This window comes from Foetidibacter luteolus (genome assembly GCF_009650435.1).
Taxonomy (GTDB): domain Bacteria; phylum Bacteroidota; class Bacteroidia; order Chitinophagales; family Chitinophagaceae; genus Foetidibacter; species Foetidibacter luteolus.
In genome coordinates this window covers 64,178-87,980 of the sequence record NZ_VVIP01000073.1, presented here as the reverse complement: position 1 = coordinate 87,980, position 23,803 = coordinate 64,178, and the positions used below count along the sequence as shown (strand labels likewise).

Annotated in this window: 20 protein-coding genes; 16 read left to right on the top strand and 4 right to left on the bottom strand. The window is 45.7% G+C overall.

Going from position 1 to position 23,803, the window contains the following annotated elements; translation table 11 throughout:
• Positions 1-770 precede the first annotated feature (770 nt).
• The gene (locus tag F0364_RS23825; RefSeq protein WP_153800330.1) at positions 771-3,161 is read right to left on the bottom strand and encodes an ABC transporter permease; all 2,391 of its coding nucleotides are present in this window, start codon (positions 3,159-3,161) and stop codon (positions 771-773) included.
• A gap of 823 nt (positions 3,162-3,984) precedes the next feature.
• On the opposite strand from F0364_RS23825, the gene F0364_RS23820 reads away from it, so the two are divergent.
• From F0364_RS23820 to F0364_RS23810, 3 genes are all read left to right on the top strand, one after another.
• A complete protein-coding gene (locus F0364_RS23820; RefSeq protein ID WP_153800329.1) occupies positions 3,985-5,253 on the top strand; it encodes a Gfo/Idh/MocA family oxidoreductase in 1,269 nt (422 codons plus the stop codon).
• Between the two features lie 80 nt (positions 5,254-5,333).
• Positions 5,334-5,624: a VOC family protein gene (locus F0364_RS23815; RefSeq protein WP_207632851.1), complete on the top strand. Its 291-nt coding sequence runs from the start codon at positions 5,334-5,336 to the stop codon at positions 5,622-5,624.
• Positions 5,625-5,884: 260 nt separating this feature from the next.
• The gene (locus F0364_RS23810) at positions 5,885-8,179 is read left to right on the top strand and encodes a GAF domain-containing protein (RefSeq protein ID WP_153800327.1); all 2,295 of its coding nucleotides are present in this window, start codon (positions 5,885-5,887) and stop codon (positions 8,177-8,179) included.
• 210 nt (positions 8,180-8,389) lie between these two features.
• Here F0364_RS23810 and F0364_RS23805 read toward each other — a convergent pair whose 3' ends face one another.
• The 3 genes from F0364_RS23805 to F0364_RS23795 all read right to left on the bottom strand — a co-directional run bounded on the left by F0364_RS23805 (position 8,390) and on the right by F0364_RS23795 (position 10,687).
• On the bottom strand, positions 8,390-8,701 hold the full coding sequence (locus F0364_RS23805; RefSeq protein WP_153800326.1) for a DUF3467 domain-containing protein: 312 nt from the start codon (positions 8,699-8,701) through the stop codon (positions 8,390-8,392).
• A gap of 186 nt (positions 8,702-8,887) precedes the next feature.
• Positions 8,888-10,132, bottom strand: a complete 1,245-nt coding sequence (gene fabF, locus F0364_RS23800) for a beta-ketoacyl-ACP synthase II (RefSeq protein WP_153800325.1) — start codon at positions 10,130-10,132, stop codon at positions 8,888-8,890.
• Positions 10,133-10,135: 3 nt separating this feature from the next.
• Positions 10,136-10,687, bottom strand: coding sequence for a TetR/AcrR family transcriptional regulator (locus tag F0364_RS23795; RefSeq protein ID WP_153800324.1), 552 nt, complete (start codon positions 10,685-10,687; stop codon positions 10,136-10,138).
• 336 nt (positions 10,688-11,023) lie between these two features.
• Between F0364_RS23795 and F0364_RS23790 the strand changes: the two genes are divergently transcribed.
• The 13 genes from F0364_RS23790 to F0364_RS23730 all read left to right on the top strand — a co-directional run bounded on the left by F0364_RS23790 (position 11,024) and on the right by F0364_RS23730 (position 23,473).
• Positions 11,024-12,931 (top strand): gamma-glutamyltransferase family protein, encoded by a 1,908-nt coding sequence (locus F0364_RS23790; protein ID WP_153800323.1) that lies wholly within the window; start codon positions 11,024-11,026, stop codon positions 12,929-12,931.
• Positions 12,932-13,520: 589 nt separating this feature from the next.
• Complete coding sequence (locus F0364_RS23785) at positions 13,521-13,850, top strand: hypothetical protein (protein WP_153800322.1); 330 nt, start codon at positions 13,521-13,523, stop codon at positions 13,848-13,850.
• 115 nt (positions 13,851-13,965) lie between these two features.
• Positions 13,966-14,970, top strand: a complete 1,005-nt coding sequence (locus F0364_RS23780) for an ABC transporter transmembrane domain-containing protein (RefSeq protein ID WP_153800321.1) — start codon at positions 13,966-13,968, stop codon at positions 14,968-14,970.
• Positions 14,963-16,321, top strand: coding sequence for an HlyD family secretion protein (locus F0364_RS23775; protein WP_153800320.1), 1,359 nt, complete (start codon positions 14,963-14,965; stop codon positions 16,319-16,321). Before F0364_RS23780 ends, F0364_RS23775 begins: the two co-directional genes overlap by 8 nt.
• 28 nt (positions 16,322-16,349) lie before the next feature.
• Entirely contained in the window at positions 16,350-17,798 is a 1,449-nt protein-coding gene (locus F0364_RS23770) for a TolC family protein (protein WP_153800319.1), read from the top strand.
• A gap of 225 nt (positions 17,799-18,023) precedes the next feature.
• Positions 18,024-19,100: a ParM/StbA family protein gene (locus F0364_RS23765; RefSeq protein ID WP_153800318.1), complete on the top strand. Its 1,077-nt coding sequence runs from the start codon at positions 18,024-18,026 to the stop codon at positions 19,098-19,100.
• Positions 19,084-19,548 (top strand): bactofilin family protein, encoded by a 465-nt coding sequence (locus F0364_RS23760; RefSeq protein ID WP_207632850.1) that lies wholly within the window; start codon positions 19,084-19,086, stop codon positions 19,546-19,548. The genes F0364_RS23765 and F0364_RS23760 overlap by 17 nt, the downstream gene beginning before the upstream one ends.
• A 241-nt stretch (positions 19,549-19,789) precedes the next feature.
• Positions 19,790-20,368, top strand: coding sequence for a dihydrofolate reductase family protein (locus tag F0364_RS23755; protein ID WP_153800316.1), 579 nt, complete (start codon positions 19,790-19,792; stop codon positions 20,366-20,368).
• A 347-nt stretch (positions 20,369-20,715) separates the two neighbouring features.
• Complete coding sequence (locus F0364_RS23750; RefSeq protein ID WP_153800315.1) at positions 20,716-20,964, top strand: hypothetical protein; 249 nt, start codon at positions 20,716-20,718, stop codon at positions 20,962-20,964.
• A gap of 217 nt (positions 20,965-21,181) precedes the next feature.
• Positions 21,182-21,493 (top strand): RNA-binding regulator, encoded by a 312-nt coding sequence (rbp, locus tag F0364_RS23745; protein WP_153800314.1) that lies wholly within the window; start codon positions 21,182-21,184, stop codon positions 21,491-21,493.
• A 307-nt stretch (positions 21,494-21,800) separates the two neighbouring features.
• On the top strand, positions 21,801-22,127 hold the full coding sequence (locus F0364_RS23740; RefSeq protein ID WP_153800313.1) for an ArsR/SmtB family transcription factor: 327 nt from the start codon (positions 21,801-21,803) through the stop codon (positions 22,125-22,127).
• Positions 22,124-23,086: an SRPBCC domain-containing protein gene (locus F0364_RS23735; protein WP_153800312.1), complete on the top strand. Its 963-nt coding sequence runs from the start codon at positions 22,124-22,126 to the stop codon at positions 23,084-23,086. The genes F0364_RS23740 and F0364_RS23735 overlap by 4 nt, the downstream gene beginning before the upstream one ends.
• Before the next feature lie 9 nt (positions 23,087-23,095).
• Complete coding sequence (locus F0364_RS23730; RefSeq protein WP_153800311.1) at positions 23,096-23,473, top strand: DoxX family protein; 378 nt, start codon at positions 23,096-23,098, stop codon at positions 23,471-23,473.
• The last annotated feature ends 330 nt before the right edge of the window (positions 23,474-23,803 follow it).

Sequence of the window (23,803 nt, the reverse complement as noted above, 5' to 3'; positions counted from 1 at the left end):
GAACAGGGAACAAGGAATGTTGAATAAAGTGGAACAGCCCCTCCACTCACCACTCACCAAGTGAATATTGAACAGGGAACAAGGAATGTTGAATCTAAGAGTAGGTAGAATATGCGCATTACTGGGCCTGTGTTCCCGCGGAACACTTTGTAGGTAGAATATTGCGGGGGTGTTAGCCTGCGTTCCAGGGGAACGCTTTGTGCTTGTATCAGCGGGATGGGCACAAAATGTTCCTCCGGAACAAAGTAGAACGTAAATGGCTATTCTACCCACAATATGTCCCTTTGGGACATAGTTGAACGACAAAGTGGGACACTGTCACGTACACCACTCACCATACGAATATCGAACAAGGAACAAGGAATGTTGAATAACGAAACAGATGCCCCTACTCACCACTCACCATTGACCATTCACCATTCACCAAAAGAATATCGAACAAGGAACAAGGAATGTTGAATAACGAAACAGATGCCCCTACTCACCATTCACCACTCACCAAAAGAATATCGAACAAGGAACAAGGAATGTTGAATGACGAAATGGAACAACCCACTCACCATTGACCACTCACTACCCACCAAAAGAATATCGAACAAAGAGGCCAGAACAAAGTTTTGTGAACACCCTGTAAAATAACCGGCACATGACTAAAGGAGCTTCTATGCAGCAACGAAACTATGCGGCGATGCACATAAGGTACTGCACGATAATGTTGCTCAAAAAAATGAATAATCGTTTCTTACCGGTTGCTTAATCAGCAAAGTTCTTTACTCCGTACGCAAATGGTTTACCGGGTTGGTAAACGCAGCATTCAACGCCTTAAACCCTACCGTAATTAAAGCAATGATCACCGCTGAAATACCTGCAATCCCAAACACCCACCAGCTAAGACTGGTACGGTATACATAGTTTTGAAGCCAGCCATACATAAAATACCAGGTGAGCGGACAGGCAATAACAAATGCAATGGTAATAAGTAAGATGAATTCCCGGGAGAACAGGTAAACAATATTGCCGGCAGTAGCACCAAGTATCTTCCTTATGCCCACTTCTTTAAGCCGTTGTACCGCCATAAAAGAGGCAAGCCCGTATAAACCCAGGCAACTCAGGAAAATGGCAATAGCGGCAAAACAGGTGTAGAGTTTGGAAAGCTGTGCTTCCTGTTTATAAAAACTGGCCACTTTTTCATCCATAAACTGGTACTCAAAAACATTTTCCGGGAAAGTGCTGTTCCAGAGTCGTTCAATACTTTTAACCGTAGCCGGAATACCGGTGCCGGTTATCTTTACGCTTGCCGTGTTATATCTTCTTTTAACATTACTTACGAATACAGGGGAGATAGAATCTTTAAAGGAAGCAGCATTAAAATCTTTTATCACACCCACCACCAATCCTTTAATGCGTCCATCCCACAAGTCAATCTCTTTATTAAGCACTTCAGCCGGGCGAAGCTGCAGCCTGTTAACCAACGCTTCATTCACCAGGAACTCACGAACAGAATCGGTTCGGGTAAGGCTGCGGCCGGCAACAAGCGGCAACTGGTAAGTAGCTACATAATCGGCATCTGCAAATTTGCTGATGGCTGCAAAATCCACGTCTTTCGTGGCATGGTCAAATTTAAAACCCGTCCACCAGTTGTCTACATCAGAAGGCGATTGGGAATTAAAGCTCACCATGCTTACACCTTTCATTTGCAGTAACCGGTTACGCAGGTAATCAATCTTACTGGTGCCTGCGCTGTCGTTTTGAAAAGGAATATTCACCAGGGCATCTTTATTAAAACCCATGGCACCATTGCGAAAATAGTTCATCTGCTTGGCGATGAGCATAGTGCCGATAATCAGCGCCTGCGCTATTACAAATTGAAAAACCACCAGCCCTCGCCTTAAGGTAATGCCTTTATTGCTGCGGGCAGTAAACTTACTTTTAAGCGCAGTAACAGGATTGTACCCCGCAAGCACCAGGGCCGGATAAAAACCAGCCAGCAGTGTTACCGCAGTAGTAACGGTTACAAGAAAAAACAGCACTTCCTGGCGCTGCAATAGAGAAATGGATAAAGAGATATCCAGTAACAGGTTAATGGGTTGTAAGATAAGGGCCACCAGCGCCACAGCCATCATCACCGAGCTAAGCACCAGTAAAAAAGTTTCCAGTAAAAATTGTTTTTTCAACTGGTATCTGCTGCTTCCAAGCACTTTGCGCACACCTACCTCTTTGGCCCGGTTAACGGCCTGCGCAGTGGAGAGATTAATGAAATTTACACAAGCGATCAGCAATATAAATGCAGCGATTAACCATAAGGTGCGGATGCGTTCTTTGCTGATTGTTTTGCCAAGATAATTACCTGCTTTTTCATCAAAATGTGAATCACGCACGGGCTGAAGCAGTTGAATGACCCTGCTGTCTGCAGCACGGTACTTCCTGGAGAAATCAATCAATGGTTTGCTAAAGGCCTCGGCGGTGGCGCCCTTTGGCAACAGCACATAACATTTGTGGTTGCTGTTAATGCTTACCCAGTCTGTAGATTTAACAAAAGGCAAAAAAGAATAAGGCATCACCATCGTAACCTGGAAGTCTGTGTTGGGGGGTACATCAGCGAGCACACCCGTTACTTTTAACAGGACGTGGTTATCAATTTTTATTTGCTGACCGATGGCTTTTTTCCAGTCACTAAAATATTTATCCGCCGTTTTCCTGGTAAGAACAACCGATTTTGGTTCGGCGAGTGCGGTAGTGGCGTTACCTGCAAGCCAGGGAAAATCAAAAATTTTAAAGAAGGAGGGTTCTGCAAGAAATACGCCGCTTTTTTCTTTAAACTTTTTTGCAGGGTTACCCTGGGCATCCATCACCAGTACAGGCAGATTGTCTACGCCAAATACACCCGCCACCTGTTCCAGTTGCGGAAAATCATTTTTTAGTGCAGTGGGCAAAGGAGCGGGAACGGCGGCAACGGCATCATCCTTTTCCCCTTTGGTAAGTACACGATAAATCCGGTCTTTTTTACTATGAAATTCATCAAAGCTTAACTCGTATTGAATCACTACAAAAATAGCAAGGCATACGGCAATGCCTGTGGCAAGGCCGCTGATGTTGATTAGCAGGTAACTTTTGTTGCGTAGCAGGCTTCTTACGGCCGTTTTAAGATAATTGCGAAACATAAGCTGTGTTTTTCAGTAAAAAGAATTGCGGATGATATTTTAATACGAATATCTTCGTCTAACTTAATGCCATTTTCTGGTTGGGTTGATAATCAATAAATTAATGGATAAGTCAACAAGGGCGACTGTCCGGTTTTGATATAACGGGTGTACGGTTCTATCTCATCGGGCGACTTAAAGGCCGCTGGTGAAAATCTTGAACAAGGAACAAGGAATGTTGAATCTAAAATTAGGTAGAATATGCGCATTACCGGACCTGTGTTCCCGCGGAACACTTTGTAGGAAGAATATTGCGGGGATATTAGCCTGCGTTCCAGGGGAACGCTTTGTGCTTGTATTGCGGGGATGAGCACAAAATGTTCCTCCGGAACAAAATAGAACGTAAATGGCTATTCTACCCACAATATGTCCCGCTGGGACATAGTTGAACGACAAAGCGAGACACTGTCACGTTCACCATTCACCATTCACGATGAGAATATCGAACAAGGAACAAGGAATGCTCAATGATGAAACAGATGCCCCTACTCCCCACTCACCAAATGAATATCGAACAAGGAACAAGGAATGTTGAATGAAGAAGGGAAAGCCCCCACTCACCAAATGAATATCGAACAAGGAACAGGGAATGTTGAATGACGAAGGAACGCCCCCACTCCCCACTCCCCACTCACCATTCACCACTCACCATTCACCACTCACCCCTCACCCCTCCCCTCCTGTTATAATTATTGAAAAAAAAGCCAATATACTGCCACCATAAACCAAACCATACCTGTAATTTCATCGGCTTATAAAAACACTGCTCACTAAACTACCTCCGATGAATGCAAAACACCTGTCTCGCAGAAAATTTCTCCGCAACTCATTAGGAACGATCGCGGCATTCAGCATTGTGCCCAGGCATGTGCTGGGCCGGGGCTACCTGGCGCCCAGCGACCAACTGACCAAGGCCGTTATAGGCACCGGCTCTATGGGCCGCGGGCATTTTGGCTATGCCGGCACCCGGGTGGTGGCACTTTGCGATGTGGACAAAAAGCACCTGCAACTAGGCCTTGAACAGGCCGGCGGCAAAGGCATCAAAACCTTTAGTGATTACCGGGAAGTGATCCAGCTACCGGAAGTAGATATTGTACACGTTGCCACCCCACCGCACTGGCATGGCATTATTGCCGCCGACGCGGCGAGGGCCGGTAAGGACATCTGGTGCGAAAAACCAATGACCGCTACCATTGGCGAGGGCAAACGTTTGGTGGAAGCCGTGCAGCAACATGGCCGCATTTTCCGGCTGAACACCTGGTTCAGGTTCGAAGATAATTTCTATGGCATGGGCACTACTGTTAAGCCCATTAAAAAGCTGGTGGAGAGCGGCCTGCTGGGTTGGCCCCTGAAGGTTACCGTTAGCAAACACACGGGTTTCGACTGGAAATTTTACTGGGTAGGCAAAACCAACCTTACGCCAGAAACCATACCTGCCGAACTGGATTATGATATGTGGCTGGGCCCTGCGCCATACAAGCCTTACCACCCGCACAGGGTACACCAAACTTTCCGCGGCTACTGGGACTATGACGGCGGTGGCCTGGGTGATATGGGCCAGCACTATATAGACCCCATCCAATACTTTTTAGGCAAGGACAATACCAGCCCGGTATCAGTAGAGATAGATGCACCGGAACAGCACCCCGATGCGGTGGGCACCTGGCGCCGCATTACCTACACCTACGATGACGGCTGCCAGATTGTACTTGATGGCGATGCCTCGCTTACCACTGCGGCTTATATAGAAGGACCGAAGGGCAAACTGTACCCCGGCTTTAAATCAGACATACCAGACCTGCAGAAGAAGCTGGCCGAATTTCCCGACCCGCTGCCGCAGGTAACGGATTTTGTGGACGCCGTAAAGAACCGCAAAAAGTTCGCTTTGAACGAAGAAAACGGGCACCGCTCCTGCACACTGGTGAACATGGGTAAAGTAGCCCTTACACTGGGCCGCAACCTGAAGTTTGATCCTGTAAAGCAGGAGTTTGTTGACGACGCCGCTGCCAATGCGCTTGTATTTAAACCAATGCGTGAGCCGTGGGTGATGTGAGAGGGTGAGTGGTGAGTAGTGAATGGTGAGTGGGGAGTAGTGAGTGGTGAATGGTGAATGGTGAGTTAAACGTGCCGGGCATGACTGAATTCAGGCTTTCTGAACATGCCAAATTAGGATTAATGCCTACTGAGGGTATTGCCAAAATTCTGGCAGGTACAACACCACACCCGGACGAAGGCCGTGGAATACCCCGCTGCGAACTATACTTCTACGTAGAAAACATACAGCTTGAATTTGATAACGCCTTACAGGCAGGGGCTACACTGGTAAGCCCCGTTGCCAACCGGGATTGGGGCGACAAAGCATGTTATTTTGCCGACCCGGATGGCCATATTATAGCTTTTGCGGAAAAGATAACCGGTAGATAAAGCACACCCCCTACCCCGCGGGCAAAGCTGCATAGCGTATCCAACCGTACAAGTGAGTGACACAAGGGACGCCTCATAGTAATTCCTCTGCCGGCCACCATAAAATCTTGTCCATCCGGCCCCGGGGGGCGGCAAAACCGCTCCTCATTTTAGGTTAGCACGGCATTGCGCAATATTGTTAATTTTGCGCACAGATTTGTTGAGTTATGCGTATCGGACTGTTACATAAAAAAGAGTCGCTTCCGGAAAGCTTCCGGATTGTGGAAACAAAACTTTCCTTTCTTCCTTATATCAATTATTTACGGCACAAAATTGTGGATGAGCGGGATATACGTGCCACCTTGTACCGCTTTATACTCAGAAGGTTTGAGCGCCACCCGGAACTACTGCGCGGCGAGGTTTACCTGAACAATTTTGCGCAATACAACGATGTTATTCCGCTTATTGAAGACACCGTTTTTCCGCTGATACATGAAGATGACGAAAGCATGTTTGCGTTGAGCGAACCACTTTCGCCCACTATATTCTATTGCACCGAGGCATTTTACAAACTTTGCTTTGACCCCGTTACCAACGAGTTTAAGCCAACAAAAAACATTACATCTGACAAGGCGGCCGTTTTCAGGCTCTCCTGGATATATACCCTTATTGCGGAAAAACTGTACCATGTAAAAACAAATTTTTCAGGCGAAATGGTGCATGTAATGCACGACCCCGAAACCAATCTTAACCGCTATTTTAAACTTACCGTTGACCCCAGGTTTATTGAGGTAAAAGTAAAGGGCCGCCTGCCCGACCTGGATATACCCGCTTTAATTTCTGAGCTTAGCTTTACCGATAAAGACCTTGATATACTGCAGGAAAAGTTGCCGCTGGCCAATTTTTCTTTTGAAGGTTTTGCCATTGCCGGCCTTACGGATATTACGGCGCACTACACTACCGAAATCATCAAGAACGCCATCATTAACGCAAGTCCTTATAACGACGAATATTTCGACAATATTCAAACGGCTATAAGAACACTGATGCAGCACAAGGATATTGATATAGGCCTGCTTCCTTTTTTAAAGGTAAACGATCGCTATGTGCTGGACAGCGAAAGCAGCCGTACCAGCATATTTGTTCAGTCGTGCACCAAAGCAAATTGTTCTGAGAGCAGCTATTCTGACATGGCCCAGAACTACGCCAAAAAAACAAGGCCGTTCTATGTGCCGGATATTTCGAGCAGTGTGCTTGAAAAATACCCGTTCCTGGGGGCGCTGTTTCAAAACGGTTACAATGGTTTTATGATCATACCCCTTTTCTGGAATAACCAGCTAATGGGCGTACTGGAAATGGCCACGCTGCATAAGAATGTGCTGAACGAAAAAATGATCAGCAAAATTGATAACATACTGCCGCTGCTGGCGCAAATTTTAAAGCAGCGGGTAGATGCTTTTGAAGCCAGCCTGCAAACGGTTATCAAAGAGAAATTCACTTCCCTTCAACCCGCGGTTGAATGGAAGTTTAACGAAGTGGCCTGGGAGTATTTAAAGAATACTGCCCCCGGTAAAAAAGACGAGGTAAAGAACATTTATTTTAAAGAAGTGTACCCGCTGTATGGCGCAATTGATATACGCAACTCATCTGTAGAGCGCAATATTTCACTGCAAAAAGATATGCACCAGCATTTTATGCTGCTGATGAATACACTGGATGACCTGAAGAAAAATATTAAGCTGGGCCTGCTGGATGAAACCATTTATAAGTGTAAAAAATGGATGGAGCGTACCCGTGATTTTCTTACCACAGATGATGAAGTAAGACTGGCTGATTTTTTGGAAAACGACATTAAGCCTTTTCTCAGCTATTTCAGGGATAACTTTCCTGAAGCTGTTGAAACGGTTGACCATTATTTTGCAGAAAGCGACCCGCAAACCGGCATTGTGTTTGAAAACCGCCGCCAACTGGAAGCCTCCATACAGCTGATCAATACTTCTGTAAGCAATTTCCTGGAAACACAGCGTGACGAATTGCAAAAAACCTACCCCACTTATTTTGAAAAATTCAGGAGCGATGGTATTGAATACGATATTTACGTAGGCCAGTCCATTGCCCCGCAAAAAGTATTCAACCCGCTGTACCTTAAAAACCTGCGGCTGTGGCAGGTAGCATCCATGAGTGAAATTGCCCGTCTGGCGCATACATTGTTGCCTAAAATGGAAAAAGAACTGCACACCACGCAGTTAATACTGGTGCACACCAATACCATTGACATCAGCTTCCGAAATGATGAAAGACGTTTTGATGTGGAAGGCGCTTATAACATTCGCTACGAGGTAATTAAAAAACGCATTGACAAAGTACACATTAAAAACACCAACGAACGCCTTACGCAGCCTGGCAAAATAGCCCTGGTATATTTTAACCAGAAAGACGCGGATGAATACCTTAAATACATTCAGTACCTGCAAAACGGCGGCTACCTGCTGGATGATGTGGAGCACCTTGACCTGGAAGACCTGCAGGGCGTAGCCGGCCTTAAAGCCATACGTGTGGGCATTAGCCTGGATTAAAAAGGTGTGGTTGTTCCATGTTTGATTGTTCCATGTTTGTTCCATAGAATACCATAGCTTTTTTTTGATACCAGCTATCGCATTTCATAGCATCATCGTTGCGTCGCAATCCGTTCATCGTTCAGTTCATTGGGCGGCTTTTCAGACCCGGGCAGGGCATTTTACCGCTACGTTCCACATTAAACACTAAACATACCAATATTAAACTGTTTAAGCCTGTGCTGTGGGCCCGCCGAAATTAAGAGGGAATTCAACCTGTTCAAGGTCCTGTATTTTACCGTTCAGTTGCTCGTAGCGGTCAATATTTTCTTCCAGTGCTTTCATAAAGCGCTTGGCATGCATGGGCGTAAATATAATTCTTGATTTTACTTTACTCTTGGGTGTGCCGGGCATCACATTCACAAAATCAATAACAAACTCGGCGTGGCTGTGGGTAATAATGGCAAGGTTGGCATAAGTACCTTCAGCGGTTTCCTCACTAATTTCAATATTCAACTGGCTGTTCTGTTGTTGTTCTGCCATAAAAAACGTTTTGGGCAAATGTAGGGATTGCATATTGAACAGGAAATGGAATTTAGATAAAGAGGATGTCGGGCAGCAAAAAGCAGGTATTGCGCCTGCTTTTTTATAAGCGTTCCATTTTACTTATATCAACTTGCAATTCAACAGTCTGGCAACCTATAACTGCAACCGGTACCTAACCATTGCTTACGGCCAATACTTTTTAAATACCGCCGTAGCAATATGCCCGCCAAAGCCAAACGTGTTGCTCATGGCATAGTTCACTTCTTTCTTAACTGCCTGGCCCAGTGTAAGGTTAAACTTGTGTGCATAATCAGGCTCAGCCTGGGTGGTATTAATAGTAGGCGGTATAATGCCCTGCTCAATGGCTTTAATGCAAGCGATAGCTTCAACCGCGCCTGCAGCGCCCAGCAAGTGGCCTGTCATAGATTTGGTAGCGCTAATGTGCAGTTGCGGGGCAGCACCAAAAACCCTTTCAGCGGCCCTCAGTTCACTGTTATCGCCTAAAGGTGTAGAGGTAGCATGGGCATTAAGGTAGTCAATATCAGAAGGTTGGATGCCGGCATCCGCAATGGCTTCCATCATGCCCAGGTAGGCGCCTTCTCCTTCAGGGTGGGTGCCCGTCATGTGGTAGGCATCCGCAGCCATGCCACCGCCGGCTATTTCGCCTATAATGGTTGCATTGCGTGCAAGGGCATGGTCAAGGCTTTCCAGTACCAGTGCGCCGGCGCCTTCGGCCATTACAAAACCATCCCTGTTAACATCAAAAGGCCTGGATGCACCTGCCGGGTTTTCGTTATTGGTAGAAAGTGCTTTTGCCGCGCTGAAGCCACCCACCGCACTGGCGGTTATCGGCGCCTCAGAACCGCCGGTAATAATCATATCGGCTTTACCCCACTTTATGTAGTTAAACGCGTCTATAATGGCTGTATTGGATGTAGCACAGGCAGAAACCGTGGTAAAGTTTACCCCCCTAAGGCCGTATTTAATAGAAATTATTCCAGAAGCAATATCCACTATTATCTTAGGGATAAAGAACGGGCTGAAACGGGGGGTACCATCGCCCTTTACAAATTCTTTTACCTGTTCTTCAAACGTAATAATACCGCCGTTGCCAGAGCCCCATATTACGCCGATACGGTTGCGGTTAAGGCTTTCAAAATTAATACCGGCATTCTTCACGGCTTCTTCCACCGCTATTAAAGCATACTGTGTAAAAAGGTCGTTGCGGCGGGCCTCGGACTTGTCAATGAAGTTAAGCGGATCAAAGTTCTTCAGTTCGCAGGCAAATTTTGTTTTAAAAGCCGAAGTATCAAACCTGGTAATGGGCGCCGAACCGCTTACACCGTTAACAAGGCCGTTCCAGAAATCTTCTGTGTTATTGCCGATGGGCGTTAAAGCGCCGAGACCGGTTACAACTACTCTTTTCATTTGTTATGCTTTAAGTTCTTTTAATATTGTTTTTTTGATGGCGGTAAAATCTTTATCGCCGGTTAACCGCGTTAGCTGAACAGAGGCCAGCATATTGGTAATAACCATTAATGCCTTTGTACGGGCAGGTACGGTAAAGAAAAAAATATTTTGCTTTTTTCCTTCTTCCAGTATGCCCGTAACCCAATGAATGATACTATTTACAAATTTTTTCAACTCTTCCTGTATTTCCGCATCTACCGTGTGCAGGTCTGTAGCCAGCGAGCCCACAATGCACACCCTGCCTTCTGCCTTCGTGTGCGTGTAAATAGAAAGAAATGCGTTAAGTTTTGTAACAGGGTCACTGTTTTCCACTCCCCTCATAAGCCGTTCTGCTTCTGCCTGGTGTGCCTTAACCACAGATACACCCAGCCGGGTTTTGGTAGGAAAATAATAATGTATGGAAGCATTCTTTATGCCCAATGCTTTGGATATATCATAAAAGCTAAAGGCGTTAAAACCTTTGTCTCTTATCAGCTGGTCAGCAATATGTATAATGGCTTCCCTTGTTGACATGGGGCGCAAAGATACCTACCAATTGGTAGGTAGAAAAATTTTTATTGAAAATATAGCTGGTACTGGTACAGCAGCAAATGTGTTTGTTAAAAGTATCGCTGTTCCGGCTGAAATAACCATAAGGAGGACAACTGCTGGATAGTGTAAAAACCTATCCGCAATGTTGTGGGATGCGGGTTAAGTAGCCGCCCATAGCGGTGCAGTACAAGTGAGTGACACAACCAAAGCCCAATAGCAGCATTGTCGCTGGCCTCCAAAAAATTCTTCTTTACCGATTTAAGCTGCGCAGCAGCGCAAATACATAAACTAAAGAATGATGTGGTTTATATTTATACCATGAAAAACTGCTTAACCACACTGCTAATCGTTCTATGTTTTGCCGCTACGGCCCAACAAACGCAAAAACCGCCGTTGCACGGTAAAAAATGGATGGCTATTTCTGGCAAACCCCTGGCGGCCACTGCAGGCTCTATGATATTTGAAAAAGGCGGCAATGCCATTGACGCGGCCTGCGCTATGCTGGCCGCTACCTGTACCATGTGGGATGTGCTGAGTTGGGGCGGCGAAACACAGGCCCTTATATACAATCCTAAAACAGGCAAGGTAATAGCCATTAACGCGTTGGGCGTTGCACCTACAGGCGCTACCCCCGGGTTTTTTAAGGAAAAGGGATACAGCTTTCCGCCTGAATACGGTCCGCTGGCGGCGGTAACACCGGGCACACCGGGCGGGCTTTGCACCATGCTGGCTGAATATGGTACCATGAGCCTGAAAGAAGTATTGGCCCCTGCCATGGAAATGGCCGAAGGCTATGCCATAGAAGCGCAAACCGCCAACAGCATGGAAAGAGGTAAGAAAATGATAAAAGAATGGCCTTATTCAAAAAAAGTGTTTTTGCCGCATGAAGGCAGCAAAAGAGAAGCACCTGAAGCGGGTGAAATTTTTGTGCAGAAAGACTTGCTGGCCACCCTGCAAAAAATGGTGGATGCGGAACAGGATGCGTTGAGAAAAAACAAAAACCGGAAAGAAGCTATTTATGCTGCATACGACCGCTTTTACAAGGGCGATATAGCCCATGAATTTGTAAGAGGCTGCCAGGAGCAGGGCGGGCTTATTACCATGGAAGACCTGGCCAAATGGAAGGTAATAACCGAGGAACCTTTAAAAGTTAATTACAAGGGCATAGATGTTTATAAACTATCTCAATGGACGCAGGGACCGGCCATGCTGCAGGCATTGAATATACTGGAAAACTTTGACCTTAAAAGCATGGGCTATAACTCCGCCCGCTACATACATACTTTGTACCAGGCCATGAACCTGTCATTTGCTGACAGGGACTTTTATTATGGCGACCCTTACTTTGCCCCACAGGAGCCTATTAACGGTTTACTTAGCAAGGCCTACGCCAAGCAAAGGGCTGCTACTATTAACTTTGAAAGCAACAACGCATCCGCAGGCCCGGGAGACCCCTACCCTTTTGAAGGTAAAACAAACCCTTACCTGCAACTGCTAAACAAAAGAGGTTTTACAACCGATACATCCCGGCAAAAAAAATCCGGCGGCGCCACGCCCTCGCACGACGCTACAGGTATGACATTTTTTACTTCTAAACAGGACGAGGAATTGTACCACGACAGGCTTTGGCGCGGCACAACATCCGTAGAAGCGGCGGATAAAGATGGCTGGGTTGTTTCCATTACGCCCAGCGGCGGATGGCTGCCTGCCTGCATTGCCGGCAACACGGGCGTGGGCATGAGCCAGCGCATGCAAAGCTTTGTGCTTGACTCTGCATTAAACCCATTTAACGTGGTAGAGCCCGGCAAAAGGCCCAGGGTTACACTTACACCATCTCTTGCCATGAAAGACGGAAAGCCCTTTCTTTCTTTTGCCGTACAGGGCGGCGATACCCAGGACCAAAACCTGCTGCAGTTTTTTTTAAACATGGTAGAATTTGGCATGACTGTTCAGGAAGCCGTTGAAGCGCCCAACATCAATTCAGACCAGCTATACCTGTCGCTGGGTGGCGCCAAAATAACAGACCGTAACCCAAGGCCGGGGTATTTGCTGCTCAACGATAACACCCCGGATTATGTGCGCAAAGAATTAAGAAAAATGGGATATACGCTCAGCTTCGATGATCGTACCTCCGGCCCGGTTAATGCCATTTACTTTGACTGGAAACATGGTAGTTTTTGGGGGGGCTCCAGCAATCACGGTGAGGATTATGGGATTGGTTGGTAGATTTTTGGCCGAAGTGGGTGATTGGTAAATGGCGAGAAGGGGTAGCATCGTTTGTACTTTATTTTTACATCGTACATCAACCATTTTACATAAGAAAGGTACTTCGTACTTCTGCCTTCGTACTTGGGGGTGTCCCCAAGCTGCGCAAGGGGCCGGGCTTTCCGCTCATACTCCGGCACAGAAGCCCTGCTGCAATGGCCTCACCGAGGTATCCGCTTCAATCCCTCACCCGACAGCCCGATACCAGTTACCAGTTACAGGGTTACAAGTCTGTTGAAGTTGAAAAGGCTTTAATATGCTTCAATGACGAAGTGCAGAAGTTCTTCAATGCCCGCTGCTAACGTTGAACAATTGAACATTGAACAGCAAGGCACAAGAAAAAACTACCCTGCAGGAAAAGCTGCATAGCGAATCCAACCGTACAAGAGTGCGACGCAACGGCAGCCATATATTTGTTCTTCTGCCCGGCCCATAAAATCTTTGCGGAATAACATAACCACCGGCCCAAAACTCTAATGACATTCTAATAATTTTATAAGATATGTGTAACAATTAAAAACAGGCCGCATGCTAAATTTGCAAACCAGCAATGAAACCAAAATTATTCTTACCAATAAGGCTGTTGATAACCGTTTTATTCCTGGGCATATTTGTGGCCAGGTTTTCTTTTGCATGCCTTGATTATAAGGTGAAGGCAAAATTTGCCATGACTGCCGATAACGAAGAAGACAGTAACCAAAGCAGCGAAGAAAAAACGGAATGCAAGAAATCCGTTTCGGAATACGAGTATTCTACCTATGGCTCAGAATATCAGTATGCAAACTGCCACTTTATTGCAGGCCTGTATTATGCCCCCCATACCCAAACCCAATCGTGGCATTTAAGCGTACCTACCCCACCACCCAATTGCCCCAGTTAAATACAAATTTTTTCACCTGTGTACAGGTATTGGCTGCCATCATGATTATTGTGCTACTGTAGCTTTCTCACGGCTGTAGCAGGGTTATTTTTCAGCTCATTACAATTTTATAACAATGAACCACCACCTTAAGGCAGGCGCGCCAACACCATGGCAGAGGCTTGTCAGAATGTTTCACCTTGAACGGGTTACCATCAATTACATTTTTGTTTATGCCGGCCTTATTGGGCTTATCAGCCTTACGCTGCCGTTGGGCATAACAGCGGTATATAACCTGCTTTCCAACGGGGCCATGTACAGCTCTACCTATATATTGATTGTTGTGGTAATAACAGGCGTTTTTATAGCCGGTATATTGTTAATAAGCCAGCTTTCGCTGGTAGAAACAATAGAACAGAAAATATTTACCCGTACTTCTATTGAATTTGCTTACCGGCTGCCGCGCATCAAACTTTCTGAATTACAAAATGAAAACCCACCGGAACTGGTGAACCGTTTTTTTGACATCATCACCATCCAAAAAGGAGTTTCCAAACTGCTGGTAGATATTGTGGCAGCGGCAGTGCAAATTCTTTTCAGCGTTGTACTGCTGTCGTTTTACCACCCGGTGCTGATAGGGTTTGGTGTTTTTACCATTGTATTTATATCGCTGATGCTGGTTGTTTACTACCGCCAGGGCTTATATACAAGCATAGAGGAATCTGCTCACAAATATAACCTTGTAGCTTACCTGGAAGATGTAGCATCCAGGCTTCCGCAATACAGGGGCAGCCAGGCCGGCATGCAGGAGGTTTTGAAGGAGACAGATAAAATAAATGCCAGTTACCTGAGGGCACGAAACAGCCACTTCAGGATACTTAAAAAATTCATTGCAAGCTCTGTAGTGTTGCGCTGCATGCTGATGGGCGGCCTGCTGCTGGTGGGATCTTATTTTGTTGTTGAACGGCAAATGACGCTGGGGCAGTTTGTTGCCGCCGAAGTAATTATTGTACAGATTAGCTATGCGGTGGAGAAATTCCTGACAAGCCTGGACACCATTTTTGACATGGTTACCGGCAGCGAAAAACTTGCAGCGGTAACAGACCTTGAACTTGACGAACAAAACTTGATACATGGGTAACATGCACAACAATACACCTGGCTATTTAAACCTGCTTAGCCAGTCACTCGAATCAAACAAAGAATTACTGCAGCCAAAAGCGGCTTACCGTTTGGGCAGGATTATGACGGCGCTGCTGGTACTGTTCATCATCATACTGTTTTTGCCATGGCGGCAAACCATTCCGGGACGCGGCACCGTAACAGCATTAAGGCCCGAAGACCGGCCACAGACTGTTCAAAACCAGATTGGCGGCAGGATAGAACGCTGGGTAATACGCGACGGGCAGGAAGTTAAAAAGGGCGATACGCTTATCGTTATTTCGGAAACAAGCCAGTCTTATTTTGACCCGGCTTTACCAGAAAGGCTGAATGAGCAGTTGGATGCAAAAATGGATAACAGCACCGCCGCCGAACAGAAAATGGAAGCCACGTATGCACAGATAAGGGCATTGAAAAACGGCCTGCAATTCCAGCTTTCCTCAGCAGAAAATAAAGTAACACAAAGTGAAAACTATGTGCAGATAGACAGTGCGGACCTGGTTGCAGTAGAGAATTTCTACAACATCAGCAAGGCAAGGCTTGACCGCTATGAGGCAGGCTATAAAAATGGCCTGTTTTCTTTAACAGACATAGAATCCCGCAGATTGAAATTGCAGGAAGATTTTGCCAAAGTCATCAGCCAGCGCAACAAGCTCAATAACTCAAAACAAAGCCTGCTTAACGCGAAGATTGACCTGGACAACATAAAAGCCAAGTACCAGGAGGCATTGGCAAAAGCGCAGTCTGACTTAAGTTCCGCCCTGTCAAGCAAGGCAAGTGTAATGGGCGATATTTCAAAACTAAAGAATGAAATAACAAATGTATCCATACGCCGGGGCCTGTATGTTGTGCGGGCTCCGCAGGATGGCTTTGTGGTAAAAACACTAAAAGCCGGTGTAGGTGAAAATATTAAGGAAGGAGAATCCATCTGCATACTGCAACCCAGGGAGCCAATGGTTGCCGCGGAGATATATGTTGACGCGATGGATGTGCCGCTGATACTTGACAGCAGCAATGTACGGCTGCAGTTTGAAGGTTGGCCCTCTGTTCAGTTTTCCGGCTGGCCTGCCGTTGCTGTAGGCACGTTTGCCGGCAAGGTTGCGGTAATAGACCGCGTTAGCAGCAGCAATGGCAAGTACCGTTTGCTGGTTAAGCAGGATATTCCTGTACCGGTTAATGACGACGCATGGCCTCAGCAGCTAAGGCAGGGCTCAGGTGTGTATGGCAGGGTAATTCTCCGGTCTGTACCTGTATGGTATGAGATATGGCGGCAGCTAAACGGCTTTCCCCCCAGCCTTGAAAAAGAGCCTTCATCTGGAACGGTAAAATAATGCAGTGACAACAAATGCTTTTATTAACATGAAAGATAACATTCGCTACCTCGTTATAAACTGTTTGCTTCTTGTGTGGGCCGCGGCTTCTGCTAAAGCGCAGGCGCCGGCAGATAGCGGCAAGGTATTTTCTTTACAGCACCTGCAGCAATATGTACTGTACCATCACCCGGTTGTTAAACAAGCGGCGCTGTTAAGCGATGCTGCCAGGGCCAGGGTATTTCAATCACTGGGTAAGTTTGACCCAAAACTTGAAGCATCCTTTTCAAAAAAAGAATTTGGCAATAAAGATTATTACAATAACTGGGGTAATGAATTAAAAGTGCCGCTATGGCTGGCCGGGGCTGATTTAAAAGTTACCTACGACAGGAATACTGGCGATTACACCAACCCGCAATACAGTACCATTGATGATGGTTTATCCGGCGTAGGCTTAACCATTCCTATTGGCCAGGGGCTTATTATAGATGAAAGGCGCAATACCCTGCGCCAGGCAAGGATAATGGTGCGCTATGCCGAAGCGGAACAAATAAAACAGATCATTACCGTTTGGTACGATGCGGTAACACAGTACTGGAACTGGTATTATGCCTATAGCCAGTACATCCTGCTGAAAGATGGCGTTAAGCTGGCGCAAACAAGATATGAAGCGGTAAGCAGGCAGGCAGTATTGGGCGATAAAGCTGCCATTGATTCCGTAGAAGCGCATATAACCGTGCAGGACAGGGAGATTCAGCTTGCAAAATATGAAGTGGAGTTAAATAATGCACAACTGCTGCTGAGCAATTATTTATGGAGCGATGACGAAAAGCCTTTGGAACTGCCCGCCAATGCCGTTCCTGAAACTGTGGATGAAAATGAATTGTTACCACAAAAGGTAATGATTGATACACTGGTAAACTACGCGGCAGACCAACACCCGGAGTTATTAAAGCTGCGCACAAAAGGCGAGCAACTTAACCTGGAAAACCTGTACATGCGGGAACTGCTGAAGCCCCGGCTGAATATTTCCGGCATGTTGATAACCAGCCGCAACACGTTTGCTGATTATTACCCGAAATATTATGATGTTAACTGGCGGAATTACAAAATCGGGCTTGACTTTTCGCTGCCGCTGTTCCTGAGGTCTGAGCGTGGCAAGCTGAAAGAAGTCAGGATAAAGCAAAAGGACAATGAGTACGAACAGCAGCAAACCGCCAGGGAAATCGAAAACAAAATACTGGCCTCCTACAATGCACTTACAGCTTATAAACAGCAGTTGGGCATACAAACGGCCAGCATATTAAACCAGCAGGCATTATTAAATGCGGAGCAACAGAAATTTGAGTTGGGGGAAAGCACTTTGTTTCTCATCAACAGCCGCGAAACAAAGCTGATAGACATGAAGATGAAGAAAGCGGAAATGATAACAAGTTACCAGAAAAAAATGGCCGAATTGTATTATAAGGCTGGTACCAGGCAGAATGCCGGTCAATAGAAGTGGCATAATAAAAATGTGGCGTACGAGTGTTCCAATCTTACTGTTATGCCACGTAAAATTGCTTAACTAAGCTTAATAGTGCCGCTTTCTGCCGCTCATTACACCTCCGCTTAAACATAATGTCGAAACAGTTTGCTGCCTGTCACAATTAAAAATTTATTATCAGGGAATACACCTAAATATCTGCTGATTGTTCTATCTTGTCTGGTACATATAACGCCAATGAAAATACTTACCGCACGCTACCCGAGTGTATTCGAGACCGCCTTTGGTAACACCGAGAACTCCGCCAAAGACCAGCTTTCCGGCATTAAAATAAAAACCGGGGGTAACTGGTACATCGTAGGCAACCTGGCCAAAAACGGGGGTATTAATCCCGGCCGTATTACCAATACTTCGCCAGGCGAAACCGACTTTGACATACTGTTTAAAAGTTCCCTGCTGCAACTTACAGACCGTACCAAACAGCCCTTGGTTGTTACAACAGGGTTTCCTTTTTCCACCTACAACATTTACAAAACGGCTGCTGAACAGTTCTTTAAAAAGCGCCATTTTTTGGTGGAATATGATACCCGCACTTTTAACAACGATGGCAGGATAACCAACACCTCGTTTGAAATTGACAGCTACGAGGTAATACCTGAAATTGTAGGCTGCATTATTGGCCTTAAGAAAATACTGGACAATAAACAGCCCCAGAATTTTATTGCTATCAGCCTGGGTTTTGGCACCATAGAAGGCGGTATGGCTTCCGGGGATGGGCTTGTGCACCGTACCTGCTTCAGCTCCCACGGCCTGCAATACGCCATAGATAACCTGGGCAAAGAGCTTAGCAAAAAGTATTACCTGGAAATGCGCAACAACCACCAGTTGGATGAAGCCATGATGAAAGGTTTTATTTATTTAAACCGCACCAAAATTGATATTAAAGAACAGCGGAAAGAAATTCTGCAACAGTATTACCGCGAAGTAATTGCGCCCCTGCTGCGCCATTATTTTACAGACAGGGATTATGAGCGATGTGAAAAGATTTACCTGATGGGCGGCGGCGTTTACTACCCTGAAATAATTGACGCGTTTAAAGAAGAATACGGCGACTCTATACCGGTGGAAGTAGCGCCCGACCCTGAAAACCTTGCCAGCGTTGGCTACCTGTACAATTCCTTCAGGATATCTGACAAAAACCACCAGCGCTGCGCTGGTATTGACATTGGTAACTCCAGCACGGTAGTGTCGGTTTTTTATAATGAGAACAGTAACGGAACAGTTAACGGTACAGCAAATGGAACAGCCAAATAACAACAGCTTGCTCAATAAACTCAATACCTTAAAATACCTGCTGTTCAGCGGAGCAGGAATTGCAGGCAGCACTGATATTACCGGCCATATAGAAGCATCTTCCTCCGTTACCTTGCGGGGCAGGTTAACAGGCAGCATTAATGTTAAGGGTACACTGGTAATTGGCAAATCTGCCATGCTGGAAGGTACTGCGCATGCGGATACCATTATTGTACTCGGCAAAGTAACCGGCGACCTGTATGGTGTTCAGAAAATTGTTGTAGAAAACGGCGCTTCCGTAAGCGGCAAAACAGATGCCCCTTCGGTTATTACCAAAAACGGCGCAACCATAGAAAAAGATGCCCGGGCCGTTGCCCCGCTGGTACCGCAATACCCTGACGAAGAACCGAAAGTTACCGGTTTTGTATTTCCGCAGGCGCCAAAGGGAAACGCCAAAACCTGGTTTTAAGTAAGTAGTTTTCAGGGGGTGCCCCCAAGCTATCGCAAGGGGTCGGGCTTTCCGCTATTACTCCGGCACAAAAGCCCTGCTGCCATGGCCTCACCGGGGTAACCGCTTCAATCCCTCACCCGGTGGTGCCGCCTGCTGCTTCTTTCACGGGCAGGTTGTTTGTCACCTGTACCGCCCCTTAATGTCCTGTTTAGCCTGCCTGCCGGTAAACTGTAAGCTATAAGTTTGTAAACAAAAGCACATGCGAAAACTAATTTTTCAGCAATGGCTGTCGCTGGATGGCTATGCCGCAGACGCTGATAACAGTGTAACCTTTATAGAATCCACAACACTCAACAAGTATTCAGACCTGGATCAGTTAGCCTGGCTTGACAGTATTGATACCATTTTGCTGGGCGCCAACACTTACCGGCTTTTTGTTGATTTCTGGCCCACCGCCACAACAAATGACGAAGTGATAGCGGATAAACTAAACAGCATACCCAAAATTGTTTTTTCAGCCACAATGCAGCAAGCGCCCTGGGGCAACTGGCCGCCTGCCACCGTAATTGAGGGCAACGCTGTAGAAGCTGTGCACAAGTTAAAACAGCAGCCAGGCAAAAACCTGGTGCTATGGGGCAGCATTTCGCTTGCACAGGATTTTATGAAAGCCAACCTCATTGATGAATACCATTTTCGTATAGTGCCCGTAGCGCTGGGTAAAGGCCGCCCGATGTTTGAAAGTACCGGCCTGCTGAATTTTGAGCTGTTTCATTCAAGGCAGTACGAATCGGGCCTCATGCTGCTGCAATACCGGCAGCGCGGCGGCAGCAATAGCTAAAAAGTGTATCCTTTTGTACGCCGAATGTTCTTCCGCCATGGTTTCTTGAACGGGGTTATGTTGCAAACATTCGGCTTTGCATTGCCCTTCCACAGAAGAAAGCGCTGCAAAAACCTCTTGAGAAATTTTTTCAGTAATTGATATATATTACCCATATCTTCACCGCCTCTTAATAAATGCAACAACGCAATATCCTTTAATCAGTCCTTTTTTATTTGTTGCATCGTTTAAACAGTTCAGGTTAAATAAGTCAGTGTCCGGCAAATGTTTTTGTTATCGTTTAGTTAGTTCAGTTCAAGGTTATTAGTAAACAATTTATTTAGTTAACGCTATTAAAATTTAACACTATGAGACTTTCTGAATTTATTTTATTGAATGAGGCAGATAAAAAAAAGTCCGTTATGCAGCACGCCGTAGCCCTTGCCAAAAGAAGCATCCCTGATTATGTTATTTTTCTTTTTCAGTTAGAAGACTATTACATAGAAACCTATTGCAACCAGGTTAATAAATCCATTGAAGAGTACCGGGTCCTGCCAGACACCAACGCCTTAAAGCATTATCTTGATGCGATACCTATTGACGATTTATTGAATTAAATGTGGGCAGGTTACACGTTAATGCGTGCCTTTAACAGGGCATTGAGGCGGACTATTGGATATTTATTAGGTTATGTAACAATAATGACTATCTTCGCCCGGTTAATTTGAGCCTCGCATTAGTATTCATTAATTACATTGCTTCATTAATCTGCATTTTAGTTAGTTTCTTACTTTCTGCCTCTCTCAGACATTTTTTACTTTTTAATTTTCAAGTATGAACATTTATGTTTCAAATTTAAGCTTCAACGTACAGGATGAAGACTTAAAAGATTTTTTTACTCCTTATGGAGAAGTAACGTCAGCTAAAGTTATCAACGACAGGGAAACAGGCCGGTCCAGGGGATTTGGCTTTGTTGAAATGCCGGATGACACTGCTTCAAAAAAAGCTATCGCAGAACTGGATGGTTCAACTGTAGATAACAGGGCCATCAGCGTATCTGTAGCTAAACCAAAAGAAGACAGGTCTTCACGTAGTAATGGCAGCGGTTACAATAACGCAAACAGCTATAACAGGAACAGGTATTAATATACTTACCATAATTGCAAAAAGCCCCGGCAACGGGGCTTTTTTTATGCCTGTATAAACTCCCACACCCTCAAAGCTATCTTTTCTCCAGTGCGGCGTACCCTCCTAAATGCGCAGAAAGCCATGTATCTAAACCGGCTGTTCAATTACCCCAATCTTCCGGTTTTCGGCACGTAAAGCTGCCTGTTAAATCTCTTAATACAACCTGCGGCATGGCGCCTTATTCATCTTTTTAAAAAATTCAATAAATAATTTTGCGCAACCAAATAATTGCAAATATATTTGCAACCACTTAGCAGCAAATAAAATGGAAACAAGAAGAGACGTTTTTCAGGCAATAGCAGACCCAACCCGGCGGGCCATCATCATGCTGCTGGCTGTCGCTTCCATGACACCTAATGCCATCGCTGAACATTTTAACAGCAGCAGGCAGGCCGTTTCCAAACACCTGCAGATTCTTACAGAATGCGAAATAGTGAAGCAGGAACAGCAGGGCCGCGAAATACATTATCACCTGAATGCAGATAAAATGAAAGACATAGAAAAATGGCTGGAGCAATTTAAACAGCTTATAGCAAAGCGCTTTAGCCAGCTTGATGCCGTATTACAACAACTTAAATCAAATAAACAATGAACAAGGCTATTTTATTCAACTTCCTGGTAAACAAGGAAAAGAACGAAATTACAGTTGAGCGGTCTTTTGATGCACCTGTTGACCTGGTATGGGCAGCCTGGACAGAAGCTGATATTCTTGACCAGTGGTGGGCGCCAAAACCGTATAAGGCCGTAACAAAATCCATGGATTTTAGAGTAGGCGGCCGCTGGCACTATTATATGCTTGGCCCCGAAGGTGAAAAGCACTGGTGCCTGTTTGATTATGAGGCCATACAACACCAAAAACATTTTTCGGGCATTGATGCTTTTTGCGATGAAAATGCCATAATGAATAATACAAAGCCACGGGTAAAGTGGGGAAGTGATTTTACTGGCAAAGGCGATGAAACAGTGGTTAATATTCAACTGCTGTTTGAAAAGCTGGAAGACCTGGAAACCATTATACAAATGGGCTTTAAAGAAGGCTTTACCGCCGGCCTGGAAAACTTAGACCAATATATTGCCGCGCAATTTTACCTGAGAAAGCAGAACAAACCTAACAACCAGCCAAGGGTTTCTACTTATGTAAATTTTCCCGGCAATACAGAAGAGGCTTTCAACTTTTACAAGTCAGTTTTTAAAACAGATTTCATCAACGGCATACAGCGTTTTGAAAACGTCCCGGCAGACCCCAGCCACCCCCCTATTGCCGATCATGTTAAAAAAATGGTGCTGCATGTTGAACTTCCACTTATTGGCGGGCATGTGCTAATGGCAACAGATGCTCCCAAAGAAATGGGCTTTACGGTTACACCGGGCAACAACATGCACATTAACCTCGAGCCGGAATCACGGGAAGAAGCAACCCGGCTTTTCAACGAACTTTCCGCCGGCGGCAAAATAGAAATGCCCATACAGGATATGTTCTGGGGCGCCTATTTTGGTAGTTTTGCTGACAAGTTTGGCATTAACTGGATGATCAATTATCAAAACAAATAATCACACACCATGAAAACTAAAATCTTAAATGTCCTGTCCGTATTATTCGGCCTGCTGCTGATAAATGGCGGCTTAAACAAATTCTTCAACTACATGCCGGTGCCCGATAATTTACCGGAGCCGTTAATAAAAGACAGCATGGCCATGATGGAAATATCCTGGCTAATGCCCCTGGTAGGCACCGCAGAAGTAACCGGCGGGCTGTTGATACTGTTTCCCAAAACAAGGGCGCTGGGTGCGTTAATTGTCTTCCCTGTAATGGTGGGCGTTTTGTTGACGCATATTTCTGTTGCGCCGGATGGCCTTTTTATAGCACTTATCATCTGGGCCATATTAATCTGGATAATATTTGAGAACAGGCACAAATACCTGCCGCTGATAAAATAAATGCCGCACAATTAGCCGGGGAAGGTGTAAGGGCCTCCCCCTGGCTATATGCGGGTTTGCCGGGTAAGCCAATATTTTCAGGTTTAGCTGTGCCAAAGTTTCATCAAAGGGTTAAGGGGGTGCCCCCAAGCTATCGCAAGGGGTCGGGCTTTTCGCTTTTACTCCGCCGCAAAGCCGGGCTGCGAAGGCTTCAGCGGGGTAACCGCTTCAATCCCTCACCCAAAGTGTAACACGCTGTTTTTTACATAAGCAGGTCGGGTGCGCACCCATTTCAAATTTAATGTCGTTTAGTTAAGAAACGAATGTCAGGCTGAGTATTGTCATACTGAG

Bases quoted from the DNA above. Each gene is read 5' to 3' on its own strand.
- F0364_RS23825 (WP_153800330.1), bottom strand. From the start codon at position 3,161: ATGTTTCGCAATTATCTTAAAACGGCCGTAAGAAGCCTGCTACGCAAC.
- F0364_RS23820 (WP_153800329.1), top strand. From the start codon at position 3,985: ATGAATGCAAAACACCTGTCTCGCAGAAAATTTCTCCGCAACTCATTA.
- F0364_RS23815 (WP_207632851.1), top strand. From the start codon at position 5,334: ATGACTGAATTCAGGCTTTCTGAACATGCCAAATTAGGATTAATGCCT.
- F0364_RS23805 (WP_153800326.1), bottom strand. From the start codon at position 8,701: ATGGCAGAACAACAACAGAACAGCCAGTTGAATATTGAAATTAGTGAG.
- fabF (WP_153800325.1), bottom strand. From the start codon at position 10,132: ATGAAAAGAGTAGTTGTAACCGGTCTCGGCGCTTTAACGCCCATCGGC.
- F0364_RS23795 (WP_153800324.1), bottom strand. From the start codon at position 10,687: ATGTCAACAAGGGAAGCCATTATACATATTGCTGACCAGCTGATAAGA.
- F0364_RS23790 (WP_153800323.1), top strand. From the start codon at position 11,024: ATGAAAAACTGCTTAACCACACTGCTAATCGTTCTATGTTTTGCCGCT.
- F0364_RS23785 (WP_153800322.1), top strand. From the start codon at position 13,521: ATGAAACCAAAATTATTCTTACCAATAAGGCTGTTGATAACCGTTTTA.
- F0364_RS23780 (WP_153800321.1), top strand. From the start codon at position 13,966: ATGAACCACCACCTTAAGGCAGGCGCGCCAACACCATGGCAGAGGCTT.
- F0364_RS23775 (WP_153800320.1), top strand. From the start codon at position 14,963: ATGGGTAACATGCACAACAATACACCTGGCTATTTAAACCTGCTTAGC.
- F0364_RS23770 (WP_153800319.1), top strand. From the start codon at position 16,350: ATGAAAGATAACATTCGCTACCTCGTTATAAACTGTTTGCTTCTTGTG.
- F0364_RS23765 (WP_153800318.1), top strand. From the start codon at position 18,024: ATGAAAATACTTACCGCACGCTACCCGAGTGTATTCGAGACCGCCTTT.
- F0364_RS23760 (WP_207632850.1), top strand. From the start codon at position 19,084: ATGGAACAGCCAAATAACAACAGCTTGCTCAATAAACTCAATACCTTA.
- F0364_RS23755 (WP_153800316.1), top strand. From the start codon at position 19,790: ATGCGAAAACTAATTTTTCAGCAATGGCTGTCGCTGGATGGCTATGCC.
- F0364_RS23750 (WP_153800315.1), top strand. From the start codon at position 20,716: ATGAGACTTTCTGAATTTATTTTATTGAATGAGGCAGATAAAAAAAAG.
- rbp (WP_153800314.1), top strand. From the start codon at position 21,182: ATGAACATTTATGTTTCAAATTTAAGCTTCAACGTACAGGATGAAGAC.
- F0364_RS23740 (WP_153800313.1), top strand. From the start codon at position 21,801: ATGGAAACAAGAAGAGACGTTTTTCAGGCAATAGCAGACCCAACCCGG.
- F0364_RS23735 (WP_153800312.1), top strand. From the start codon at position 22,124: ATGAACAAGGCTATTTTATTCAACTTCCTGGTAAACAAGGAAAAGAAC.
- F0364_RS23730 (WP_153800311.1), top strand. From the start codon at position 23,096: ATGAAAACTAAAATCTTAAATGTCCTGTCCGTATTATTCGGCCTGCTG.